20 protein-coding genes are annotated in these 20,910 nt (G+C 71.9%); 14 read left to right on the top strand and 6 right to left on the bottom strand.

Features of this window, described 5'->3' with window-relative positions; genetic code table 11:
* Positions 1 to 150 precede the first annotated feature (150 nt).
* The 4 genes from KBX00_RS22680 to serA all read left to right on the top strand — a co-directional run bounded on the left by KBX00_RS22680 (position 151) and on the right by serA (position 5,503).
* Positions 151 to 2,022 carry an acetolactate synthase large subunit gene (locus KBX00_RS22680; protein WP_210830077.1) on the top strand — a complete coding sequence of 624 codons (1,872 nt, stop codon included), beginning with the start codon at positions 151 to 153 and terminating at the stop codon, positions 2,020 to 2,022.
* Positions 2,022 to 2,537, top strand: coding sequence for an acetolactate synthase small subunit (gene ilvN / locus KBX00_RS22675; RefSeq protein WP_210830076.1), 516 nt, complete (start codon positions 2,022 to 2,024; stop codon positions 2,535 to 2,537). The genes KBX00_RS22680 and ilvN overlap by 1 nt, the downstream gene beginning before the upstream one ends.
* A gap of 78 nt (positions 2,538 to 2,615) precedes the next feature.
* A complete protein-coding gene (ilvC, locus tag KBX00_RS22670) occupies positions 2,616 to 3,629 on the top strand; it encodes a ketol-acid reductoisomerase (protein WP_210830075.1) in 1,014 nt (337 codons plus the stop codon).
* A gap of 275 nt (positions 3,630 to 3,904) precedes the next feature.
* Positions 3,905 to 5,503: a phosphoglycerate dehydrogenase gene (gene serA, locus KBX00_RS22665; RefSeq protein WP_210830074.1), complete on the top strand. Its 1,599-nt coding sequence runs from the start codon at positions 3,905 to 3,907 to the stop codon at positions 5,501 to 5,503.
* 133 nt (positions 5,504 to 5,636) lie between these two features.
* Here serA and KBX00_RS22660 read toward each other — a convergent pair whose 3' ends face one another.
* Together KBX00_RS22660 and KBX00_RS22655 are read right to left on the bottom strand one after the other, a co-directional pair.
* Positions 5,637 to 5,996, bottom strand: a complete 360-nt coding sequence (locus tag KBX00_RS22660) for a hypothetical protein (RefSeq protein ID WP_210830073.1) — start codon at positions 5,994 to 5,996, stop codon at positions 5,637 to 5,639.
* A 332-nt stretch (positions 5,997 to 6,328) separates the two neighbouring features.
* Positions 6,329 to 7,174: an FAD:protein FMN transferase gene (locus tag KBX00_RS22655; protein ID WP_210830087.1), complete on the bottom strand. Its 846-nt coding sequence runs from the start codon at positions 7,172 to 7,174 to the stop codon at positions 6,329 to 6,331.
* A gap of 216 nt (positions 7,175 to 7,390) precedes the next feature.
* Between KBX00_RS22655 and KBX00_RS22650 the strand changes: the two genes are divergently transcribed.
* On the top strand, positions 7,391 to 8,422 hold the full coding sequence (locus tag KBX00_RS22650; protein WP_210830072.1) for a 3-isopropylmalate dehydrogenase: 1,032 nt from the start codon (positions 7,391 to 7,393) through the stop codon (positions 8,420 to 8,422).
* A 196-nt stretch (positions 8,423 to 8,618) separates the two neighbouring features.
* Positions 8,619 to 9,719: a branched-chain amino acid aminotransferase gene (locus tag KBX00_RS22645; protein WP_210830071.1), complete on the top strand. Its 1,101-nt coding sequence runs from the start codon at positions 8,619 to 8,621 to the stop codon at positions 9,717 to 9,719.
* Positions 9,720 to 9,802: 83 nt separating this feature from the next.
* On the opposite strand, the gene KBX00_RS22640 is transcribed toward KBX00_RS22645, so the two are convergent.
* On the bottom strand, positions 9,803 to 10,543 hold the full coding sequence (locus KBX00_RS22640; protein WP_210830070.1) for a tyrosine-protein phosphatase: 741 nt from the start codon (positions 10,541 to 10,543) through the stop codon (positions 9,803 to 9,805).
* Between the two features lie 59 nt (positions 10,544 to 10,602).
* The gene (locus tag KBX00_RS22635; RefSeq protein ID WP_210830069.1) at positions 10,603 to 11,064 is read right to left on the bottom strand and encodes a PRC-barrel domain-containing protein; all 462 of its coding nucleotides are present in this window, start codon (positions 11,062 to 11,064) and stop codon (positions 10,603 to 10,605) included.
* 310 nt (positions 11,065 to 11,374) lie between these two features.
* Between KBX00_RS22635 and cimA the strand changes: the two genes are divergently transcribed.
* The gene (gene cimA / locus KBX00_RS22630) at positions 11,375 to 12,958 is read left to right on the top strand and encodes a citramalate synthase (protein ID WP_210830068.1); all 1,584 of its coding nucleotides are present in this window, start codon (positions 11,375 to 11,377) and stop codon (positions 12,956 to 12,958) included.
* Positions 12,959 to 12,966: 8 nt separating this feature from the next.
* Here the strand turns inward: cimA and KBX00_RS22625 are convergent, their stop codons facing one another.
* Positions 12,967 to 13,956: an endonuclease/exonuclease/phosphatase family protein gene (locus KBX00_RS22625; RefSeq protein ID WP_210830086.1), complete on the bottom strand. Its 990-nt coding sequence runs from the start codon at positions 13,954 to 13,956 to the stop codon at positions 12,967 to 12,969.
* A gap of 441 nt (positions 13,957 to 14,397) precedes the next feature.
* On the opposite strand from KBX00_RS22625, the gene KBX00_RS22620 reads away from it, so the two are divergent.
* The 7 genes from KBX00_RS22620 (at position 14,398) to arfB (ending at position 19,903) form a co-directional block, all read left to right on the top strand.
* On the top strand, positions 14,398 to 14,895 hold the full coding sequence (locus KBX00_RS22620) for a hypothetical protein (protein ID WP_210830067.1): 498 nt from the start codon (positions 14,398 to 14,400) through the stop codon (positions 14,893 to 14,895).
* Between the two features lie 158 nt (positions 14,896 to 15,053).
* Complete coding sequence (locus tag KBX00_RS22615) at positions 15,054 to 16,103, top strand: MoxR family ATPase (protein WP_210830066.1); 1,050 nt, start codon at positions 15,054 to 15,056, stop codon at positions 16,101 to 16,103.
* A gap of 26 nt (positions 16,104 to 16,129) precedes the next feature.
* Positions 16,130 to 17,116, top strand: a complete 987-nt coding sequence (locus KBX00_RS22610) for a DUF58 domain-containing protein (protein ID WP_307869052.1) — start codon at positions 16,130 to 16,132, stop codon at positions 17,114 to 17,116.
* Positions 17,113 to 18,072, top strand: coding sequence for a VWA domain-containing protein (locus KBX00_RS22605; RefSeq protein WP_210830064.1), 960 nt, complete (start codon positions 17,113 to 17,115; stop codon positions 18,070 to 18,072). Before KBX00_RS22610 ends, KBX00_RS22605 begins: the two co-directional genes overlap by 4 nt.
* Before the next feature lie 64 nt (positions 18,073 to 18,136).
* Positions 18,137 to 19,000 carry a S1C family serine protease gene (locus KBX00_RS22600; protein ID WP_210830063.1) on the top strand — a complete coding sequence of 288 codons (864 nt, stop codon included), beginning with the start codon at positions 18,137 to 18,139 and terminating at the stop codon, positions 18,998 to 19,000.
* Between the two features lie 108 nt (positions 19,001 to 19,108).
* Positions 19,109 to 19,399, top strand: coding sequence for a hypothetical protein (locus KBX00_RS22595; protein WP_210830062.1), 291 nt, complete (start codon positions 19,109 to 19,111; stop codon positions 19,397 to 19,399).
* A 78-nt stretch (positions 19,400 to 19,477) separates the two neighbouring features.
* A complete protein-coding gene (gene arfB, locus KBX00_RS22590; protein ID WP_210830061.1) occupies positions 19,478 to 19,903 on the top strand; it encodes an alternative ribosome rescue aminoacyl-tRNA hydrolase ArfB in 426 nt (141 codons plus the stop codon).
* A 26-nt stretch (positions 19,904 to 19,929) separates the two neighbouring features.
* Here the strand turns inward: arfB and KBX00_RS22585 are convergent, their stop codons facing one another.
* Complete coding sequence (locus tag KBX00_RS22585; protein ID WP_374225348.1) at positions 19,930 to 20,856, bottom strand: 3-methyladenine DNA glycosylase; 927 nt, start codon at positions 20,854 to 20,856, stop codon at positions 19,930 to 19,932.
* Between the last annotated feature and the right edge of the window lie 54 nt (positions 20,857 to 20,910).

Raw genomic sequence — 20,910 nt, 5'->3', positions numbered from 1 at the left:
ACCTGAGCGCACTCTCCCTGACTGAGAGTGCGCTGGCCCCGTGCATCTGGCACGCGGGCCTTTTTAGTGCGTCGAACCAATCGAACGCCGGCCCCGCCCGCGTTCCACAGTGTGAGCAGCCCCACCCACTCCAGCCGAAGGCCAACCGCCATGACGAGACCCACGCCCGAGACGCTCGCCCACTCCGCCCGGCGCGCCCGCACCGCCGCCGAGGCGCCGGGTGACGCCGACCACACCCGCGCCGCCTCGCCGGCCGTCCCGGCGGCCCGTCCCGCCCCGGCCCAGGTGTCCGGTGCCGGCTCGCTGGTGCGCTCCCTGGAGGCACTCGGCGTAGACGTCGTCTTCGGCATCCCGGGCGGCGCGATCCTGCCGGCGTACGACCCGCTCTACGACTCGACCGTGCGACACATCCTGGTCCGGCACGAGCAGGGCGCTGGTCACGCCGCCACCGGGTACGCCCAGGCCACCGGCCGGGTCGGGGTGTGCATCGCCACCTCCGGTCCGGGCGCGACGAACCTGGTCACCCCGATCGCCGACGCGTACATGGACTCGGTGCCGCTGGTGGCGATCACCGGTCAGGTGGCCCGCCCGTCGATCGGCACGGACGCCTTCCAGGAGGCAGACATCCAGGGCATCACCCTGCCGATCACCAAGCACAACTTCCTGGTGCAGGAGGCCAGCGAGATTCCCCGGGTGCTGGCCGAGGCGTTCCACCTGGCCTCGACCGGGCGCCCCGGGCCGGTCCTGGTGGACATTCCCAAGGACGTCCTTCAGGCGTCGACCACGTTCGCCTGGCCGCCCACCCTGGACCTGCCCGGCTACCGGCCCACCCTGCACCCGCACGGTAAGCAGATCCGCGAGGCGGCACGGCTGATCAGCGCCGCCCGCCGGCCGGTGCTCTACGTCGGCGGCGGCGTGCTCAAGGCCGGCGCCACCGAGGGTCTGCGCAAGCTGGCCGAGCTGACCGGCATCCCGGTGATCACCACGCTGATGGCGCTCGGCGCGTTCCCCGACTCGCACCGGCAGCACCTGGGCATGCCGGGCATGCACGGCACCGTCGCCGCGGTCTACGGGCTGCAGAAGGCGGACCTGATCGTGGCGCTGGGCGCCCGGTTCGACGACCGGGTCACCGGGAAGCTGGACTCGTTCGCGCCGGACGCCACGGTGGTGCACGCCGACATCGATCCCGCGGAGATCGGCAAGAACCGGCACGCGGACGTGCCGATCGTCGGCGACGCCCGGCACGTCATCGACGAGCTGCTGGCGGCCGTCACCGCCGAGCGGGCGGCGGGCCGTACCACCGACCTCAGTGACTGGTGGACGCAGCTGGACGACCTGCGCGAGCGCTACCCGCTGGGCTACGAGGAGCCGTCCGACGGCACCCTCTCCCCGCAGTACGTGATCAAGCGGCTGGGCGAGATCGCCGGACCGGACACGATCTACGTCGCGGGCGTCGGCCAGCACCAGATGTGGGCCTCCCAGTTCATCTCGTACGAGAAGCCGCAGACCTGGCTCAACTCCGGCGGACTCGGCACCATGGGCTACGCGGTGCCGGCGGCGATGGGCGCCAAGGTGGGCCGACCGGACACGGTGGTCTGGGCCATCGACGGCGACGGTTGCTTCCAGATGACCAACCAGGAGCTGGCCACCTGCGCCCTGGAGGGCATCCCGGTCAAGATCGCGGTCATCAACAACGGCAACCTCGGCATGGTCCGGCAGTGGCAGACGCTGTTCTACAACGAGCGCTACTCCAACACCGAGCTGGGCACCCACAAGCACCGCATCCCGGACTTCGTCAAGCTGGCCGAGGCGCTCGGCTGCGTCGGGCTGCGCTGCGAGACCGCCGAGGAGGTGGACCGGACCATCGAGATGGCCATGTCCATCAACGACGCGCCGGTGGTGATCGACTTCGTGGTCGGCAAGGACGCCATGGTCTGGCCGATGGTCCCGGCCGGCACCAGCAACGACGAGATCATGTTCGCCCGGGGCGTTCGCCCGGCCTTCGACGAGGACGACATTTAATGACCATTCACACCCTCTCCGTGCTGGTGGAGAACAAGCCCGGCGTGCTGGCCCGGGTCTCCGGGCTGTTCTCCCGGCGCGGCTTCAACATCGACAGTCTCGCGGTCGGCGAGACGGAGAACCCGGACGTCTCGCGGATCACCATCGTGGTCAACGCGGAGTCCTCGCCGCTGGAGCAGGTCACCAAGCAGCTCAACAAGCTGGTGAACGTACTGAAGATCGTCGAGTTGGATCCGAGCACCTCGGTGGCCCGCGAACTGTTGCTGGTCAAGGTGCGTGCGGATCGCAACGCCCGGGGCCAGGTCCTGGAGACGGTCAACCTGTTCCGGGCCCGGGTGGTCGACGTGGCCGCCGACACCCTCACCGTCGAGGCGACCGGCACCCCGGACAAGCTCGACGCGCTGCTGCGCGACCTTGAGCCCTTCGGCATCAAGGAGATGGTCCAGTCGGGTCTGGTGGCGATCGGGCGCGGCTCGCGTGCGATCACCGCCGGCCCGGCCCTGCGGGCCGCCTGACCCCACCCCGGTTCCGGGTGACCGGGGCCGGCCACCAGCCACGACGGGCCGCTGCGGCCGCCGTACGAAAGGGAAGTCATGAGCGTTGAGGTGTACTACGACGACGACGCCGACCTGGGCCTGATCCAGTCGAAGAAGGTCGCCGTGATCGGTTACGGCAGCCAGGGGCACGCGCACGCGCTGTCGCTGCGCGACTCCGGTGTCGACGTGGTGATCGGTCTGCCGGAGGGCTCGAAGAGCCGGCCGAAGGCCGAGGAGCAGGGGCTGCGGGTGCTCACCCCGGCCGAGGCGGCGGCCGAGGCCGACGTGATCATGGTCCTCGCGCCGGACACCGCGCAGCGTCACATCTACGCCGAGTCGATCGCGCCGAACCTCAGCGCGGGCAAGGCGCTGTTCTTCGGCCACGGGTTCAACATCCGGTACGGGCTGATCAAGCCGCCGGCCGGGGTGGACGTGGCGATGGTCGCCCCGAAGGGCCCCGGTCACCTGGTCCGCCGGCAGTACGTCGACGGCAAGGGCGTGCCCTGCCTGGTCGCCGTGGAGCAGGACGGCAGCGGCAGCGCGTTCGCGCTGGCCCTGTCGTACGCCAAGGGCATCGGCGGCACCCGGGCCGGCGCGATCAAGACCACCTTCACCGAGGAGACCGAGACCGACCTCTTCGGCGAGCAGGCGGTGCTCTGCGGCGGCGCGGCGGCGCTGGTGCAGACCGGTTTCGAGGTGCTCACCGAGGCCGGCTACGCCCCCGAGGTGGCCTACTTCGAGTGCCTGCACGAGCTGAAGCTGATCGTGGACCTGATGTACGAGGGCGGTATCGCCCGGATGCGCTACAGCGTCTCCGACACCGCCGAGTACGGCGACCTCTCCCGCGGACCCCGGGTCATCGACGGCCGGGTCAAGGAGGAGATGCGCAAGATCCTCACCGAGATCCAGAACGGTGAGTTCGCCCGCGAGTGGGTGGCCGAGGACGAGGCCGGGCGACCCAACTACAACAAGTGGCGGACCGAGGGCGCGGCGCACCCGATCGAGGAGACCGGCGCGAAGCTGCGCGGCATGATGAGCTGGGTGGACCGGCCGATCACCGAGACCGCCTGAGCGCTTTCCCCAACGGCACCCGACCCCGGCGTTCTCCCCGACGCCGGGGCCGGGTGCCGTGCTGTCTCCGTGTGGTAAACGATCGTTAACACGCACGTCACGTCCGGTTTGTGAGGGCACTCACCCCACACTCCGGGGCGCGCCGGGCGACCCGCACCCTACGATCGCGGGTAGGTGCTCCAGGCGGCACCTGACGGCCATGGCCCGGGAGCGCGCCGGGCGCAGCGCAGCGCCCAGCCCCCGGCCGACCGCTCTGACGACATCTACGAGGACCAATGACTCCTGTCGTACTGATCGCCGAAGAACTCGCCCCCGCCGCCATCGAGGTGCTCGCCCACGACTTCGACGTCCGGCACGTGGACGGCACCGACCGCCCGGCCCTGCTCTCGGCGCTCTCCGAGGCCGACGCCGTCATCGTCCGCAGCGCCACCCAGATCGACGCCGAGGCGATCGCCGCCGCCCCCCGACTCAAGGTCGTGGCCCGGGCCGGTGTCGGTCTGGACAACGTCGAGGTGCCGGCCGCCACCGCGCGGGGCGTCATGGTCGTCAACGCACCCACCTCCAACATCGTCTCCGCCGCCGAGCAGGCCGTCGCGCTGCTGCTCGCGGTCGCCCGCAACACCGCAAGCGCCAGCGCAGCACTCAAGGCGGGGGAGTGGAAGCGGTCGAAGTACACCGGTGTGGAGCTTCAGGGCAAGACCGTCGGCGTGGTCGGTCTCGGCCGCATCGGCGTGCTCTTCGCCTCCCGCATCGCCGCCTTCGGCACCCGGCTCATCGCGTACGACCCGTACATCCAGCCGGCCCGCGCCGCGCAGCTCGGCGTACGCCTGGTCGGGCTGGAGGAGCTGCTGCGGGAGAGCGACTTCATCTCGATCCACCTGCCGAAGACCCCCGAGACGGTCGGCCTGATCGGGGAGAAGGAGCTGTCCATCGTCAAGCCGGGCGTACGCATCGTCAACGCCGCCCGGGGTGGGCTGATCGACGAGCAGGCCCTCGCCGACGCGCTCGCCGAGGGTCGGGTCGGCGGCGCCGGGGTGGACGTCTACGCGAAGGAGCCGTGCACCTCCTCGCCGCTGTTCGCCTTCGACAACGTGGTGGCAACTCCGCACCTGGGTGCCTCCACCGCGGAGGCGCAGGACAAGGCCGGCCTCGCGGTAGCCAAGAGCGTGAAGCTGGCCCTGCAGGGCGAGTTCGTGCCGGACGCGGTGAACGTGCAGGCCGGCGGCGTGGTCGCCGAGGACGTCCGGCCGTTGCTGCCGCTCGCCGAGAAGCTCGGCCGCGCCTTCACCGCGGTGGCCGGCGGGGTCGCCGCCAGCGTCACCGTCGAGGTACGCGGTCAGATCGTCGACCACGACGTGTCGGTGCTCAAGCTCGCCGCCACCAAGGGCCTGTTCAGCTCGGTGGTCGAGGAGCAGGTGACCTACGTCAACGCTCCGCACCTGGCCGCTCAGCGCGGTGTCGAGGTGTCGCTGACCACCCAGGCCGAGACCGTCGATCACCCGGTCCTGGTCACCGTACGCGGCGCCCTGCCCGACGGTCGTACGGTGAGTGTCTCCGGCACGGTCGCGCAGGCCGGCACCCGCGACGTCATCAAGCTGACCGAAGTGGACGGCTTCGACGTGGAGATCGGCGCCGAGGGCATCCTGCTCTTCCTCCGCTACGCCGACCGCCCGGGCGTGGTCGGCACCGTCGGCACCCTGCTCGGTCAGGCCGGCATCAACATCGCGGCGATGCAGGTGGCTCGCCGGGAGGCCGGCGGCGAGACGCTGATGACCCTCACCGTGGACCAGGCACTCGGTGCCGACCTGCTCACCTCGGCCGCGGACTCGATCGGCGCGACGTCGGCCAGCGCGGCCGACCTGCGCGACGAGTAGCTCGCCGTAGGCACGCCACGACGGGGCCCGGCCATTGGCCGGGCCCCTGGTCGTCCGATGCCGGGCAGGCGGCGGTCGGCCCATCGCGCCAGCCTGCGCGGTCGGGCCTGTCGCCCGGCATCGGCGGGTCGCCTCAGCCGGGCAGCCGGACCCCGGGTGGCGGGTAGACCGAACCGTCCTGGGCGTCGAACAGCATCAGCCGGTGCTCGCCGGCCAGCCGCTCGATGTCGAGCAGTACCTGGTCGGGGCAGGCCGGGTCCAGGTTCAGCTCGATGTGGTCGGCCGCCTTGTGCAGCGGTGCGACCGCCCAGGGAGTGTTCGGGCCGGCCGGCTGGTCGGGGTAGCTGGCGGTGATCGCCCGGTAGAAGCCCACACATCGTGGGTCCGGTTGACGCTGGTGGTGCCGGCCGTCGCGGCACTGCTGCACCGCCGCTCGTACGTCCTCGGGCGTCGCCCCGTCCGCCAGGGCCCACACGCTCAGATCGAAACTCACGGCGGACAGCGTGCCATCTGCGGTTCACCTTGTCGAAAACGGCCCTGCCGCAGACAAACCGCCGGGGGTACCAGGATTGCGCAGATGCTCCCCTGTGGAACCCTTGCCGCGAAACACGTCAATTCGATAACGTACCGGTGCGGTCACCTGCCGAGCACGTGGCGCCGGCCCGTCTTCGGGTGACGAGGTCGACGCCCGGCCGAGCGGCCCGCACCCCTCGATTGCGCGAGCCACGCGCACTCGTCGCCGACCGGCCTCCACGGTCGTTGCCGCGACCGTGGAGGCCGATCGCTGTCCCTGCCCCTGGTGCTGCCCGCGCGGGATCGTGCGGTTCAGCGCTGTGCGGCGAAGAGCACCCGGTAGTCCGACCCGGAGCGGAACCAGGCCAGTCCGGCCGGTCCGGCGGCGTACAGGGCGGTGGCATAGGCGTCGGCGACCGCGAGGTCGGGCCCGACCACGGTCGCGGCGACCAGGTGCCCGGCCGGCTCGCCGGTGTGCGGGTCCACCACGTGGCCCTGCCGTCCGGTCACCCCGGAGGTGCCGACCGCGCCGGCCGTCATCTCCAGCAGCAGCGGGGCCTGGCGCCGGTCGGTGGGGTGGTGCACCGCGATCCGCCACGGGCCACCGTGTCCGGCCTGGCCGCGTACCACCAGGTCGGCGCCGGTGAGCACGGCGTAGTCGTGGATGCCGGCGTCGCGTAACCGGGCCGCCGCCCGCTCGACCGCCCACCCGCCTAGCAGGCCACCCGGGTCGAAGCCGCCGGGCACCGCCCAGGCGTCGAACCAGCCGTCCGTGGCGGCGCGCATCGCGGCGCAGCGGTCCACCAGGTCGGTCAGCGGCGGGTACGACTCGGGGCTGATCTCACCCCGGCGCAACCGGGACACCAGGCTCTCCGGGCGGTTCGGGCCGTAGGTCAGGTCGATCGCCCGCAGTTCGGCCACCGCGTCGCGCAGCGCCGCGCCGGTGCCGCGCCGGCCCAACCAGTCGGGAGCGTTCAGCAGCAGGGTGTAGGCAGCCGTCGAGGTGCGAACGGTGTGCCGGACGGCGATCCGGTCCCCGGCCACCAGGTCGGTGCGGTCCGGCCGCTGCTCCCGGGCGCCCAGTCGCAGGTCGGGCCGGCGGAAGCGAAAGACCGCCGGGTCGACCCAGCGGGTTCGTGGTTGCTCGTCGGTCCACATCGCGTCCGCCCCCTTCTCGGCGTGTGCCGCCCCGTCGCGGCGCTCGCCCAGGCCCACCGCCCGTCACGCTCACGCTAGGCAGCGGAGATGACCGAGCCGTGAATGCCGCCTGGGAGACTGCTGTGCGTCACCAATTTCCCGAAAGGTGGAACACTCGTACCGGGGGGCGGGACGGCGGCGTACCGTCGAGCCATTCGAGCTAAGGAGCTGACGGACGTGGCACGGATCGCGCTGGTGGCCGGGGACGGGATCGGCCCCGAGGTGGTCGCGGAGGCTCGCAAGGTCGTCGACGCGGTGCTGCCCGGTGTCGAGGTGACCGAGTACGACCTCGGTGCGGCACGTTACCACCGCACCGGCGAGGTGCTGCCCGACTCGGTGCTCGACGAGTTGGCCCGGCACGACGCGATCCTGCTCGGCGCGGTCGGCGATCCGACCGTGCCGCCCGGCGTGCTGGAACGCGGTCTGCTGCTGAAGCTGCGCTTCGCCTTCGACCAGTACGTCAACCTGCGCCCGTCGCGGCTCTGGCCGGGAGTGACAAGCCCGCTCGCGGCGGTCAAGCCGGGCGAGGTCGACCTGGTCGTCGTCCGGGAGGGCACCGAGGGCCTGTACGCCGGTGCCGGCGGCTCGCTGCACCGGGGCACCCCGGCCGAGGTCGCCACCGAGGAGAGCCTGAACACCCGGCACGGTGTCGAGCGGGTGATCCGGGACGCCTTCGCCCGCGCCGCCCGGCGCGAGCGGCGCAAGGTGACGCTCGTGCACAAGACGAACGTGCTCACCCACGCCGGTTCGCTGTGGTCGCGCACCTTCGAGACGGTCGCCGCCGAACACCCCGACATCGCCACCGAGTACCAGCACGTCGACGCCGCGGCGATGTTCCTGGTCACCCAGCCGCAGCGGTACGACGTGGTGGTCACCGACAACCTCTTCGGCGACATCCTCACCGACATCGCGGCCGCGGTGACCGGTGGCATCGGGCTGGCCGCCAGCGGCTGCATCAACCCCGACGGGGCGTACCCGTCGATGTTCGAGCCGGTGCACGGCTCCGCCCCGGACATCGCCGGTCGTGGCGTCGCCGACCCGGTCGCCGCCGTACTGTCGGCGGCGCTGCTGCTCGACCAGCTCGGGCACGCTGACGCCGCCACCCGGATCACCGCCGCGGTCAGCGCGGAACTGGCCGCCCGCAGCCCCGAGGTAGCCGTACGAACCGCCGAGGTGGGCGACCGGATCGCGGCGCAGGCCGCCGGCTGAACCGCTCGCGTCCCACCGGCCACGGTCACCTCGCCGCTTCGGCGGAACTGGGGTGGCAACGGCGACTCGCCGGTGGCGGGCCACCTGTCCACCGGTGGACCTATCCGCTGAACGACCGTTCGGGGTAGGTTTCTGGCACAACCATGTTTCCGGCGTGCGGTCGGCGCATGCCGTCGTCCCCAGGGAGGTCAGCGCGATGAGCGGTGGTGACAAGATCGATTTCGAGATCCGTCCGAACCCCGCACCGGTATCCGCCACCGACCGGGCTGCGCTGCTGGCAAACCCCGGGTTCGGCCGGGTCTTCACCGACCACATGGTCACCATCCGGTACGCCGACGGCAAGGGCTGGTACGACGCCCGGGTCGAGGCCCGCGCACCGATCCCGATGGATCCCGCCAGCGCGGTGCTGCACTACGCGCAGGAGATCTTCGAGGGCATGAAGGCGTACCGCGCGGCCGACGGTGGAGTGACGATGTTCCGCCCGTACGCCAACGCGGCCCGGTTCAACACCTCCGCCGCCCGGATGGCCATGCCGGCGCTGCCGGAGCAGACCTTCGTGGACTCGCTGCACCGGCTGATCGAGATCGACCGGGAGTGGATTCCCGACGGTGCCGACGGCGGCAGCCTCTACCTGCGGCCGTTCATGTTCGCCAGCGAGGTCTTCCTCGGCGTCCGCCCGGCCAACGAGTACCTCTACTCGGTGATCGCCTCGCCCGTCGGGGCGTACTTCTCCGGCGGGGTCAAGCCGGTGACGGTCTGGGTCTCGCCCGACTACACCCGGGCGGCGCCGGGCGGTACCGGCGCGGCCAAGTGCGGCGGCAACTACGCCGCCTCGCTGGCCGCCCAGGCCGAAGCCCTCGAACACGGCTGCGACCAGGTGGTCTTCCTCGATGCCGTGGAGCGTCGGTTCGTCGACGAGCTGGGCGGCATGAACGTCTTCTTCGTCTACGACGACGGGTCGATCGCCACGCCGCCGCTCACCGGCACGATCCTGCCCGGCATCACCCGCGAGTCGGTGCTCACCCTGGCCTCGGCGGCCGGTCACCGGGTCGAGGAGCGGCCGGTGACCTTCGACGACTGGCGGGCGGACGCGGCCAGCGGTCGACTCCGCGAGGTCTTCGCCTGCGGTACCGCCGCGGTGATCACGCCGATCGGGCAGGTGCGCTTCCCGGACGGGGAGTTCACCGTGGCCGGCGGCGAGCCGGGCACCGTCACCATGGCGCTGCGCCAACAGCTGGTGGACCTCCAGCGGGGTAAGGCGGCGGACCCGCACAACTGGGTCCACCGCGTGTTCTGAGTCGTACGCCGGGGCCCCGTCGCCACGCCCGGTGTGGCGGCGACGGGGCCCCCTGCACCGCCCACCGCGTGCCGATGGCTCGCTCAGGTGAGCAGGTGGTCACGCAGGGCGGCGAGCTGGTCGTCGGTGACCCCGGCATGCCGCAGGTAGTCGTCGACCGAGCCGTGCCCCTGCCGGATCTCGGCCAGGAAGAGCAGCATCGTCTCGGCCGGTGAGGACAGGTACGGCACGGGCAGCTCGGGCACCTCGGGATGGGCGGTGGCCACCCAGGCGGCGAAGCGCTGCGACGCCTCGGTGCTCAGTGCGTAGTCCGCCGCGATCTCGGCGTCCTCGACGCCGAGCACCGCGAGAGTCAGGCCGCAGACGATGCCGGTGCGATCCTTGCCCGCGACGCAGTGCACCACAACCGGCGCGTTCGCGCTGTCGGCGATGAGGCCGATCGCCTCGGCGAGACCGGCGGTGCCGGTGCGGGCCAGATCGGCGTACCGGTCGGCGAGGTAGCGGGCCAGATCGGTGTCGGGCTGGTAGGGCTGCTCCTCCCAGTGCGCATGCTCCGGGTGGATGTGCCGGTAGGTGAGGCCGTCGAAGTCGGGGACCCGGCCGTATCGCTCGACCTCCTGCGGGCGGCGCAGGTCGACCACGGTCCGGACGCCGAGCGCGGCGAACGCCTCCCGGTCGGCCTCGTCCATCCCGTGCAGCGAGTCGGAGCGGTAGAGCCGTCCGGTGCGGACGGCACGCCCGTCCAGGCCGCGGTAGCCGCCCACGTCCCGGAAGTTGAACATCCTGGTGAAGGGGATTCTGCGAGTCTGCTCAATGGCGTCCATCCGGACACGGTAACGGCCGGTGGAACAGCGTCCCACCGGCCGTCACGTTGTCAGGTGCCCTACCGGAGCGGGCCACCGGGCGGCATGGCGCTGTACGTGTCGTTGTAGTAGCCGCCGAGCTTGTCCCGGTAGGCCGGGTCGGTGGCCGTGTCGTCGTACTCCGGGGCGGCCTTGATCTGGTCCTTGGTGCGGTCGACGAAGACCTTCTGCTCCTCGTGGTCGACGTGGTTCACGGTCCCGGCCGGAAGCATGACCTTCTTGCCGAAGATCCACGGCCCGGTGTCCACCACCAGGTAGCTGGCGTTGACCTCGGTGCTGTCACTGTCGATCTTGCCGATCGAGCCGTCGCTGGCCTCCACCTTGTAGCCGACCAGGTCCGCGCCGGCCACCCCGGCCTCGTCCCGGTAGCTCCAGGGGTCGAAGGCGCCGGCGGGCGGACCGCCCGCGACGACGCTCTGGTCGACGGCGCGCAGCTCCGGGTCCGGCGTGGTGCTCGTGGTGTTCGGGTCGAGCCTGTCCATGGGATTCTCCTGCCCCGGCCCGTGGTTGGGCCGTCTCGGAGGAACGTGTTTCGTTGTCCCGAAAGCTCCTACCCCTGAACCGGCGGCCTACACCAGGAAAACCATCCGGCACATGGGTCACCGGCTGTCCCGAGATGTGGATTGTGTCTCCCAGAACCGCCCCGGAGGTGGCAGAGTACCGGTCGTGACCAGCACCGCCCGCATTATTGGCAACTAGCGCGCCGGCCTTCCCCTCGCCGAGCGCGCAGACCTCCCGCAGCCGCGGGGGGTCTTTTTGTTGCGCCGGCCGGTGCCTGACGAAGGGATCACCATGACGTTCCAGGTCTACGACACCACGCTGCGCGACGGCGCCCAGCGGGAGGGGCTCAGCTACTCGGTGGTCGACAAGCTCGCCGTGGCGCGGCTGCTCGACGAGTTCGGTGTCGGGTTCATCGAGGGCGGCTGGCCGGGCGCGGTGCCGAAGGACACCGAGTTCTTCCGCCGGGCGCGTACCGAACTCGACCTCAGGCACGCGGTGCTCGTCGCGTTCGGCGCCACCCGCCGGGCCGGCACGGTGGCCGCCGACGATCCGCAGGTGCGTGGCCTGCTCGACGCGCAGACCCCGGCGGTCGCCCTGGTCGCCAAGGCCGACCTGCGGCACGTCGAGCGGGCGTTGCGCACCACCGCCAAGGAGAACCTGGCGATGATCCACGACACGGTGGCCCACCTGGTCGCCGAGGGGCGTCGGGTCTTCGTCGACGGTGAGCACACCTTCGACGGTTACCGGCACGATCCGGTGTACACCGCGTCGGTGGTGGAGACCGCCCTCGCGGCGGGCGCCGAGCGGTTCGTGCTCTGCGACACCAACGGCGGGATGCTGCCGTCCCAGGTGACCGCCGCCATCGTCGACCTCACCGACCGGATCGGTGTCGCGCCGGAGCTGCTCGGCATGCACGCCCAGAACGACACCGCCTGCGCGGTGGCCAACACCATCGCCGCCGTGGAGGCCGGGGTCCGGCACGTGCAGGGCACCGCCAACGGGTACGGCGAGCGGCCGGGCAACGCCGACATCTTCGCGGTCGTCGCGAACCTCCAACTCAAGCTCGGGCTGCCGGTCCTACCGGAGGGCTGCCTGGAGCAGATGGTGCGGGTCTCCCACGCCATCGCCGAGATCGCCAACATCGCCCCCGACACCCACCAGGCGTACGCCGGGGCCGCAGCCTTCGCCCACAAGGCGGGGTTGCACGCGAGCGCGATCAAGGTGGATCCGCTGCTCTACAACCACGTGGAGCCCGAGGTGGTCGGCAACGACATGCGGATCCTGGTCACCGAGATGGCCGGCCGGGCCAGCATCGAGCTGAAGAGCCGCGAGCTGGGGTTGGATCTGGCCGGCCATCCGGAGACGCTGTCCCGGGTCACCAACCGGGTCAAGGAACTGGAGGCCGGCGGGTGGTCGTTCGAGGCCGCCGACGCCTCGTTCGAGCTGCTGGTCCGCTCCGAGTTGCCGGACGCCGCGCCGGTGCGGCCGTTCGCGCTGGAGTCGTACCGGGTGCTGGTCGAGCACCGCGAGGACGGCTCGGTCGTCTCCGAGGCGACCGTCAAGATCCGGGTACGCGGGGAACGGGTGATCGCCACGGCCGAGGGCAACGGTCCGGTGAACGCGTTGGACGAGGCGCTGCGGGTCGGTCTCGGCCGGCACTACCCGGAGTTGCGGGACTTCGAGCTGGCCGACTACAAGGTGCGGATCCTGGAGGGCAGCCACGGCACCGGCGCGGTGACCCGGGTACTCGTCGAGACGGCCGACGGGCGGGGCGGTGGCTGGACCACCGTCGGCGTACACCCCAACGTGGTCGAGGCGAGCTGGCACGCCCTGGTCGACGCGCTCACCTACGGCCTGGACCGCGCCCGGGTCTAGCCCGTGGCCTACCGGTTCCCGGCGGCGGGGAGCCGCAGCTCGGCGAGGACCATGCGGTGGTCGCTGCCGGGTAGCGGGTGGACCGTCACGTCCCGTACGGCGATGCGGCGGTCCACCAGCACGTGGTCGATCACCACGGGCGGGATGAGGTCGCCGTCGTACGGTCCCCAGGTGCCGGTGAGTCCGGCGCCGACCGAGGCGGCGGCGTCGACGTAGCCGGTGTCGAGCAGGGTGCGCAGCGGACCGTGGTCGAGGGTGGCGTTGAAGTCCCCGGCGAGGATGCTCAACGGTCCGTCGGGGGTGGCCGCCGGCTGGGCCGCCAGGTCGGCACGCCAGGACTCCACCTGGTCGACCGCGTACGGGGCCGCCGGGTGCGCCGACTCGACGCGGACCGGGGGTGCGCCGGGCACCCCGACGGTCGCGTACGCCTGGGTGAAGCCCCAGGCGCCGCGCAGCTGGCGGATGCCGCCGTCGCTGAGCGGGTGGCGGGCGTACAGCCCGGAGCCGGGGGTGCCGACGACCGGGTTGAGCTGCCGGTGCACCAGCAAACTGTCGAGGCCGAGCCGGTTCAGCTCGGCCTCGACCGCCGGCGTGAACTCCTGCACGAGCAGCAGGTCGACCTGCCGGGCGCGAACCAGTTCCACCACCGTCGCCGGGTCGGCGGCACCGGCGAGCAGGTTGGCGGTCAGCACCCGCAGGGTCGGCCCGGCGGCTTTCGGCTGCGGCGCGGGCAGGGCGCGGGGCGCCACCAGCACGACCAGGGCGAGGGTGGTCAGGGCCGCGACGACCGCCGGGGCCCGGCGGCGCAGGGCGAGCGCGAGGACCAGCGGGACCAGGCTTCCGATCGTCACGTACGGCGTGAAGGCCAACGCCTGCACCAGCGGCCCCCGGTCCAGACCTATCGACCGCACCAGCACCCAGCCGACACTCGGCGCGACGGCCAGCCAGCAGAGCACGCCGACACCCGAGGGCCGCCATGTCCGGCGACCGATGGTCATCTCCACGCACGCAGGCTACTGAACTCCGCCCGTGAACCCCGCCCGGTGTGATCGCACCGGGATGCGACGACCTGCCCGAGCGCGTCGACCGGTAGTGGGAAAAGATCGGGAAGCGGCTTCCGGAATCGCTTTCGCGAATTGTTTGCGGCTTCACTTTTCGCGATTGTCGGCGTTGATCCGACAACTCGCCGACAGTATCGGCACTATTGACCCCTGGCATTTTTCGGTGCTACGTTTCAGCTGCTCGGGAGGCCGCGTTCTGATGATGAATCCCCAGCTCAGAGCGCATGAAGTCGGCGAGCGGGACACGTCTGCGGGTGTGCCCCCGGACGGGGTGTGCAGGCGGTGAGCGCTCATTGCCGCCCGACTCGAAAAAGGCAACAACCGTCCCGTGTGCCGCGGGTCGGCCGCATCTCCACGCCTGGAAAAGGGAGACCCGTCATGACCAGATTATTCCGACGCAAGACGGCCGCGGTGGCGATCGCGGCCCTGGCGCTGGCCCTGGCCGGCGGCGGAATCGCCGCGGCGAAGCCGACCGCCGAGTCCGCCCAGCCCGCTGCCCGCAGCGCCCAGCAGCCGGCCGTCACCACCGCCTCGCTGAACAGCGCGAAGGCCGCCCTCGCCAAGGGTGACGGGGTGAGCACCCAGGCCGTCGCCGGCTTCTACGCCACGGCGGTGAACGCCAACGGCACCAAGGCCCGTGGTGACGGCGTCGTCATCAAGTACGGCGTCGGCGAGTACGAGGTGCAGTTCGGCAGCAACGTCACCTACGGCATCTACGTGGCGACGATCGGCCGGCCGGACTCGTGCTGCGTCCCGCCTGCCGGTGAGATCTCGGTCGCGCGGCGACTGCTCACCCCGAACGCGGTCTTCATCCAGACCCGCGACTCCGCCGGCACCCCGGCCGACCTGCCGTTCTACCTTCTCGTGCACCGCTGATCCATCCCCTGCCACCGGCCTCCGTCGTCACGACGGAGGCCGGTGACACGGCTCCCCGCTCCACCGCTGTCCGGTAAGGGCGCCGATCGCGTGGTCTGGGCGGCCGAGGGCGTGAAATTCCGACGTTTGTCCGCCGGTCGGCTCGGGAAGCAAGCACCGTGACGGACATCTCGGACACCATGGCCAGCCTGCCCAGCCCGGCCGATCCGGACGCGACCGCGGCGGAGTTGGACCAGACGCTCTTCGAGGTCAAACGCGTGATCGTCGGGCAGGATCGGCTCGTCGAACGCCTCCTGGTCGCACTGCTCGCCGACGGGCACTGCCTGCTGGAGGGCGTACCGGGAGTGGCCAAGACCCTCGCCGCGCAGACCCTCGCGACGGTGGTCGGCGGCAGCTTCTCCCGCATCCAGTTCACCCCAGACCTCGTACCCTCCGACATCGTCGGCACCCGGATCTACCGCGCCTCGAAGGAGAGCTTCGACGTCGAGCTGGGGCCGGTGATGGCGAACCTGGTGCTGGCTGACGAGATCAACCGCGCACCGGCCAAGGTGCAGTCGGCGCTGCTGGAGGCGATGGCCGAGCGTCAGGTGTCGATCGGCGGGCGCAGCCACCCGGTACCGGAGCCGTTCCTGGTGCTGGCCACCCAGAACCCCATCGAGTCGGAAGGGGTCTACCAGCTGCCGGAGGCGCAGCGGGACCGCTTCCTCATGAAGATCGTCGTCGACTACCCGGACGTCGCCGACGAGCTGGCCATCCTCTACCGGATGAGCGCCGAACGCCCCCGGGCGCACCGGGTGCTCGACCCGGAGCGGCTGCGCGAGTTCCAGCGTCGGGCCAGGCAGGTGTTCGTCCATCACGCCATCGCCGAGTACGTGGTCCGGCTCATCCTCGCCACCCGTGATCCGGGACGGTTCGGGTTGCCGGAGATGGCCGGGCTGCTCGCCTACGGTGCCAGCCCACGCGCCACCCTCGGCCTGGTCTCGGCCGCGCGCGCCCAGGCGCTGCTCCGGGGGCGCGGCTACGTGCTGCCCGACGACGTCCGGGAACTCGCGGCAGACGTACTGGCCCACCGGCTGGTGCTCTCCTTCGACGCGGTCGCCGACGGGGTGAGCGCCGATTGGGTGGTCCACCGGCTGGTCGAGGCGGTACCGCCGCCCCGGGTGGCCACCGCCCGGCCGGCACCCGCGACGGACCTGGCAGTCGCCTGATGGGCCGCCGGAACCCCGGGCCGCCGGTGGCGGCGGACCCGGTGCTCACCGACCTCACCCCCGGCCAGCGGTTGCGGCGGCTGGAACTCACGGTGACCCGACGTCTCGACGGCCTGCTGCACGGCGAGCGGCACGGCCTGCTGCCCGGTCCCGGCAGCGAACCGGCGGGCAGCCGCGAGTACCGGCCGGGTGAGGACGAGGTGCGCCGGATGGACTGGTCGGTGACGGCCCGCACCGCGGTGCCGCACGTGCGGGAGGTGGACGCCGACCGGGAACTGACCACCTGGCTGCTCGTCGACGCCAGCCCCAGCATGGAGTACGGCACCGCCGAGCTGGACAAGCGGGAACTCGCCGTCGCCGCGGTCGCCACCATCGGCTTCCTCACCGCCGGGCCGGGCAACCGCCTCGGCGCACAGGTGCTCACGCCGTACGGGCTGCACCGGGTGCCGGCCCGGTGCGGGCGTACCCACCTGCTCGGGCTGCTGCGTGCGTTGCTGGCCGCGCCCCGGGCCGGCGACGACCCGGACGTCGTGCCGCAGGCCCAGCCCGTCGCCGGGCTGGCCGACGCGCTGGCCGAGGTGCGCCGGGTCGCCCACCGGCGTGGTCTGGTGGTGGTGGTCTCCGACTTCCTCGACGGCCTGCCCGACGATCCACGGTGCCCGGCCCACTGGGAACGTGCGCTGCGCCAGCTCACGGCGCGCCACCAGGTGCTCGCGGTCGAGGTGACCGACCCCCGCGAGCTGGAGCTGCCGGACGTCGGTCTGATCACCCTGGTCGACCCGGAGACCGGTGAAAGCCGCGAGGTGTGGACCGGCGACCGGCACCTGCGTGAGCGCTACGCCGCGGCGGCTGCCGGCCAACGTGAGCAGGTCCGGGAAGCGCTGCGCCGGGCCGGTGCGACCCAGCTGGCGCTACGTACCGACCGGGACTGGACCGTCGACATCGTCCGGCACGTGCACGCGCAACGCCGGCTGGCCGCCGCGCCTGCGTCGCGCCGGGGAGGTGCGGCGTGATCTGGCAGTCACCCGTCCGGCTCTGGCTGTTGCTCGGCGTGCTCGCACTGGCGGCGGCGTACCTGGTGGCACAGCGGCGTCGCAGCCGGTACGCGGTCCGCTTCACCAACCTGCGGCTGCTCGGCCGGGTGGCGCCCCGGCGTCCGACCTGGCGTCGGCACCTGCCGGCCGGCCTCTTCCTGGCGATGCTGGCCCTGCTCGTGGTCGGCTTCGCCCGACCCACCGCCGAGGTCCGGGTGCCCCGGGAACGCGCCACGGTCATGGTGGCGGTGGACGTCTCCACCTCGATGCTCGCCGGTGACGTCGAGCCGGATCGGCTCAGTGCGGCCAAGAGCGCCGCTCGGCGCTTCGCCGACGGCCTGCCCGGCGAGTTCAACGTGGGACTTGTCGCGTTCGCCGGCAGCGCGGCGGTACTGGTGCCACCGGGCACCGATCGGGAGGCGCTGCACGACGGGATCGAGCGGCTGGCCGAGGGCACGACGGGGGTGCAGGGCACCGCGATCGGCGAGGCGATCAGCACCTCGCTGGGCGCGGTGAAGGCGCTCGACGACAGGGCCACGACCGAGCCGCCACCGGCCCGGATCATCCTGCTCTCCGACGGGGCGAACACCTCGGGCATGGATCCGGTCGAGGCCGCTGCTGAGGCGGTGGCCCTCGACGTGCCGGTGCACAGCATCTCGTTCGGTACCCCGGGCGGCTTCGTCGACCGGGGCGGGCGACCGATCCAGGTACCGGTGGACGGGGAGACGCTGCGCGCCGTGGCCGAGCAGACCGGGGGCGCTTTCCACGAGGCCGGTACGAGCGCCGAACTGCGGGCCGTCTACGACGACATCGGCAGCTCGGTGGGTTGGCGCACGGTGCGGCAGGACGTCTCCGCCCGGTTCATCGGGCTCGGACTGGTCTTCGCGATGGGCGCGGCGGCCGGTTCGATGCGCTGGTTCTCCCGCCTGCCCTGAGTTCCGACCGCCCGATCCGCGGACGGCGGCCGCAGCCGAGGCCACACACGTGAGGAGCGTACGTATGGCAGTGCAGACCGGACTGGGCGAGCCGCGCGGACCCTGGTTCGTCTCACCCGATCTCGACCCGGACGGGCGGGGCGGGACGGACCCGGCGTCAGGGGCGCGGGAGCGGTTGCTGGGCGGCTGGCGCCGCCGGCTGCTGGCCGGGCTGGCGATGGTGGCCATCTCCGCCGGGTCGGGAGCGCTCGCCGGTGGCTGGGTGGCCGGTCGTGACGGCCTCCCGGGGCCGGCTGCCGCGTCCGCCGCCCCGGTGCCGGCCGAGCTGGTGACCGCCGCGGAGAAGACCGTGCCCGGTGTGGTGTCGGTGCTGGTGGGTGGGGCGGCGGGTGGCTCGGCGAGCGGTTCCGGTTTCGCGGTCGACTCCGAACAGCACATCATCACCAACGATCACATCATCGCCAAGGGCCGTGGTGGGCCGGTGACCGTCGAACTGCCGGACGGCCGGCGGTACGCGGCGGAGGTGGTCGGCCGGGAACCGGACAGTGATCTGGCGGTGCTCAGGGTGCCGTCGTCGGCGAACCTGGCGTCGCTGCCGTTGGCCAAGCCGGGTGCGACCAGGGTGGGCGAACCGGTGCTGGCCGTCGGGTCGCCACTGGGGCTGCCCGGCACGGTCACCGCTGGCATCGTCAGCGCGCTGGACCGGCAGGTGCGCCTCGGCGACAACCGGCACCGGGCGGTGCAGACCGATGCCTCGATCAACCCCGGCAACTCGGGTGGACCCCTGGTCAACGCCCGGGGCGAGGTGGTCGGGGTGAACACCGCGATCGCGACGATCGACGGAAACGGTTCCATCGGCATCGGGTTCGCCATCCCGATCGAGCAGGTGCAGCAGACCGCCGACACGATCATCGGAAAGGGCGGCTGATTACCGAGAGTTACTGTCCGATTACCGAGAGATTGGGGCAACTGTCGGATTCCGGCGACCGATGATCGGAGAATGGAAATATTACGCTCGGTATGAATACTGGCGTGGGTGGAGCGTCCTCTCATCGCGGCCCTCCTGCTGGTGGGCCTCATCATCGGAAGTGGCGTGGGGTCGTCGTACGCGCGCGCCCGGCGGGGCTGGAACGACTACCAGGCGGCCAAGAAGACCGTGCCCGGAGCACGTCGCGCAGCCTGGATGATGATCAAAGTCGTCACCACGAAGATCGGCGTCATCGCCCTGCTCCTGATCGGCGCGGTCGCGTACGCCGCCACCGGTGGCAGTGACGAACCGGCACCGCCGACGCCGAGCAGCACCACCGACGAGCGACCCGACCGCTGACAACCGGATCGCGCAGCCGAAGATGCGCTCGCGGGCGTTGGCGCGGAGGCGCTGCGGGCCCCGCGCTAGCCTCAGGGCGTGGACGACGGACTGCGGGTGACCGACCGGTGGGTGGTTCCCGCCGGTGAACTGCGGGAGCGGTTCTCCCGGTCCTCCGGACCGGGCGGGCAGGGCGTCAACACCGCCGACTCCCGGGTCGAGCTGAGCTTCGACCTGGCCGGCTCACCGAGCATCCCCGAGTCGCTGCGTACCCGGGCGCTGGACCGGCTCGCCGGACGGCTGGTCGACGGCGTGTTGACGATCGCCGCCAGCGAGCACCGGGCCCAGTTGGCCAACCGTGAAGCGGCGCGGGAACGCCTGGTGTCGATGCTGCGCGAGGCGGTCGCCCCGCCACCGCCACCGCGTCGTCCGACCCGCCCGTCACGGGCGGCCAAGGAGCGACGGCTGGCTGAGAAGAAGCGTCGCGGGCAGCGCAAGCGCGACCGTCGGGTGGACGGCGAGTAGCCGGTCGTACCTCGCTTGGCCCTAAATCACGCCTCGGCCCGGGCCGCCGCTCCGGCCTGGTCCAACAGCGCCGAACAGATCTCGATCAGCCGGGCCCGCAGCCGGCCGGCCCGCCGCGCGAACTCGCGCTGCCGTGCGACGTACTCGGCCTTGCCCTCCGGCGTCTCGATCGCCACCGGTGGTTGACCGTAGGAGGAGAAGTCGTACGGCGATGCCCGCATGTCGAGCAGCCGGATCTCGCCGGCCAGCTCGAAGCAGTCGAGCGCCAGCTCACCGGGGACGGCGGGGCCCAGCTTGGTGGCCCACTTGTGGCAGTCCATCGAGGCGTGCAGGCAGCCGGGCTGGTCGAGGTCCACCTGACCGGCTCGGGTCGGTCGGAGGTGGTTCAGCTCGACCGCGTCGGGGGTGAAGAACCGGTACGCGTCGAAGTGTGTGCACCGGATCTGGTGCGACTCGACCACCGCGTCGGTGCCCCGCTGGCCGAGTCGCAGGGGCAGCGGGTGCCGGTGCTCACGCTGGCGGTACACCATCGCCCACTCGTGCAGCCCGAAGCAGCCGGTGAAGGCCGGGCGGGACGCGATCGCGGTCAGCAGCCGGTGGATGAAGCGCACCGAGTCGCCCCGGTCGGTCAGGAAGGCGTCGACGTCGAGGCGTACCGCGCCGTCGTCGTCCGTCGCGTACCAGCGCCACCGGTGCTGCGGCGCCGGACCGTCCGGACCGGCTTCCAGGCGGACACCGACGCCCGGGTGCCAACGTCGTAGCACGGACGGCCGGGTGCCGTAGTAGTCGTACAGGAAATCGTCGATGGCGTGGCGCGCCCCGGTGGCCCGGCGGGCCCGGTGTCCGGCGGTGAGCGAGTCGGCGCGTCGTTCGTGCCCCGCCAGCAGGGGCTGCCAGGCGGCTGCCGGCAGGCTGGCCACCTGCCCGCCGACGACACCACCGACGGCGGGCACGGCCGGGGCGGGGACGGTGGTCACGGAGCCAAGGGTACGACCGCCGTCCGGCCG

Source organism: Micromonospora sp. C95, assembly GCF_018070465.1.
In the GTDB taxonomy this organism is placed as follows: domain Bacteria; phylum Actinomycetota; class Actinomycetes; order Mycobacteriales; family Micromonosporaceae; genus Micromonospora.
This window is presented reverse-complemented; position numbering and strand designations above follow the sequence as displayed.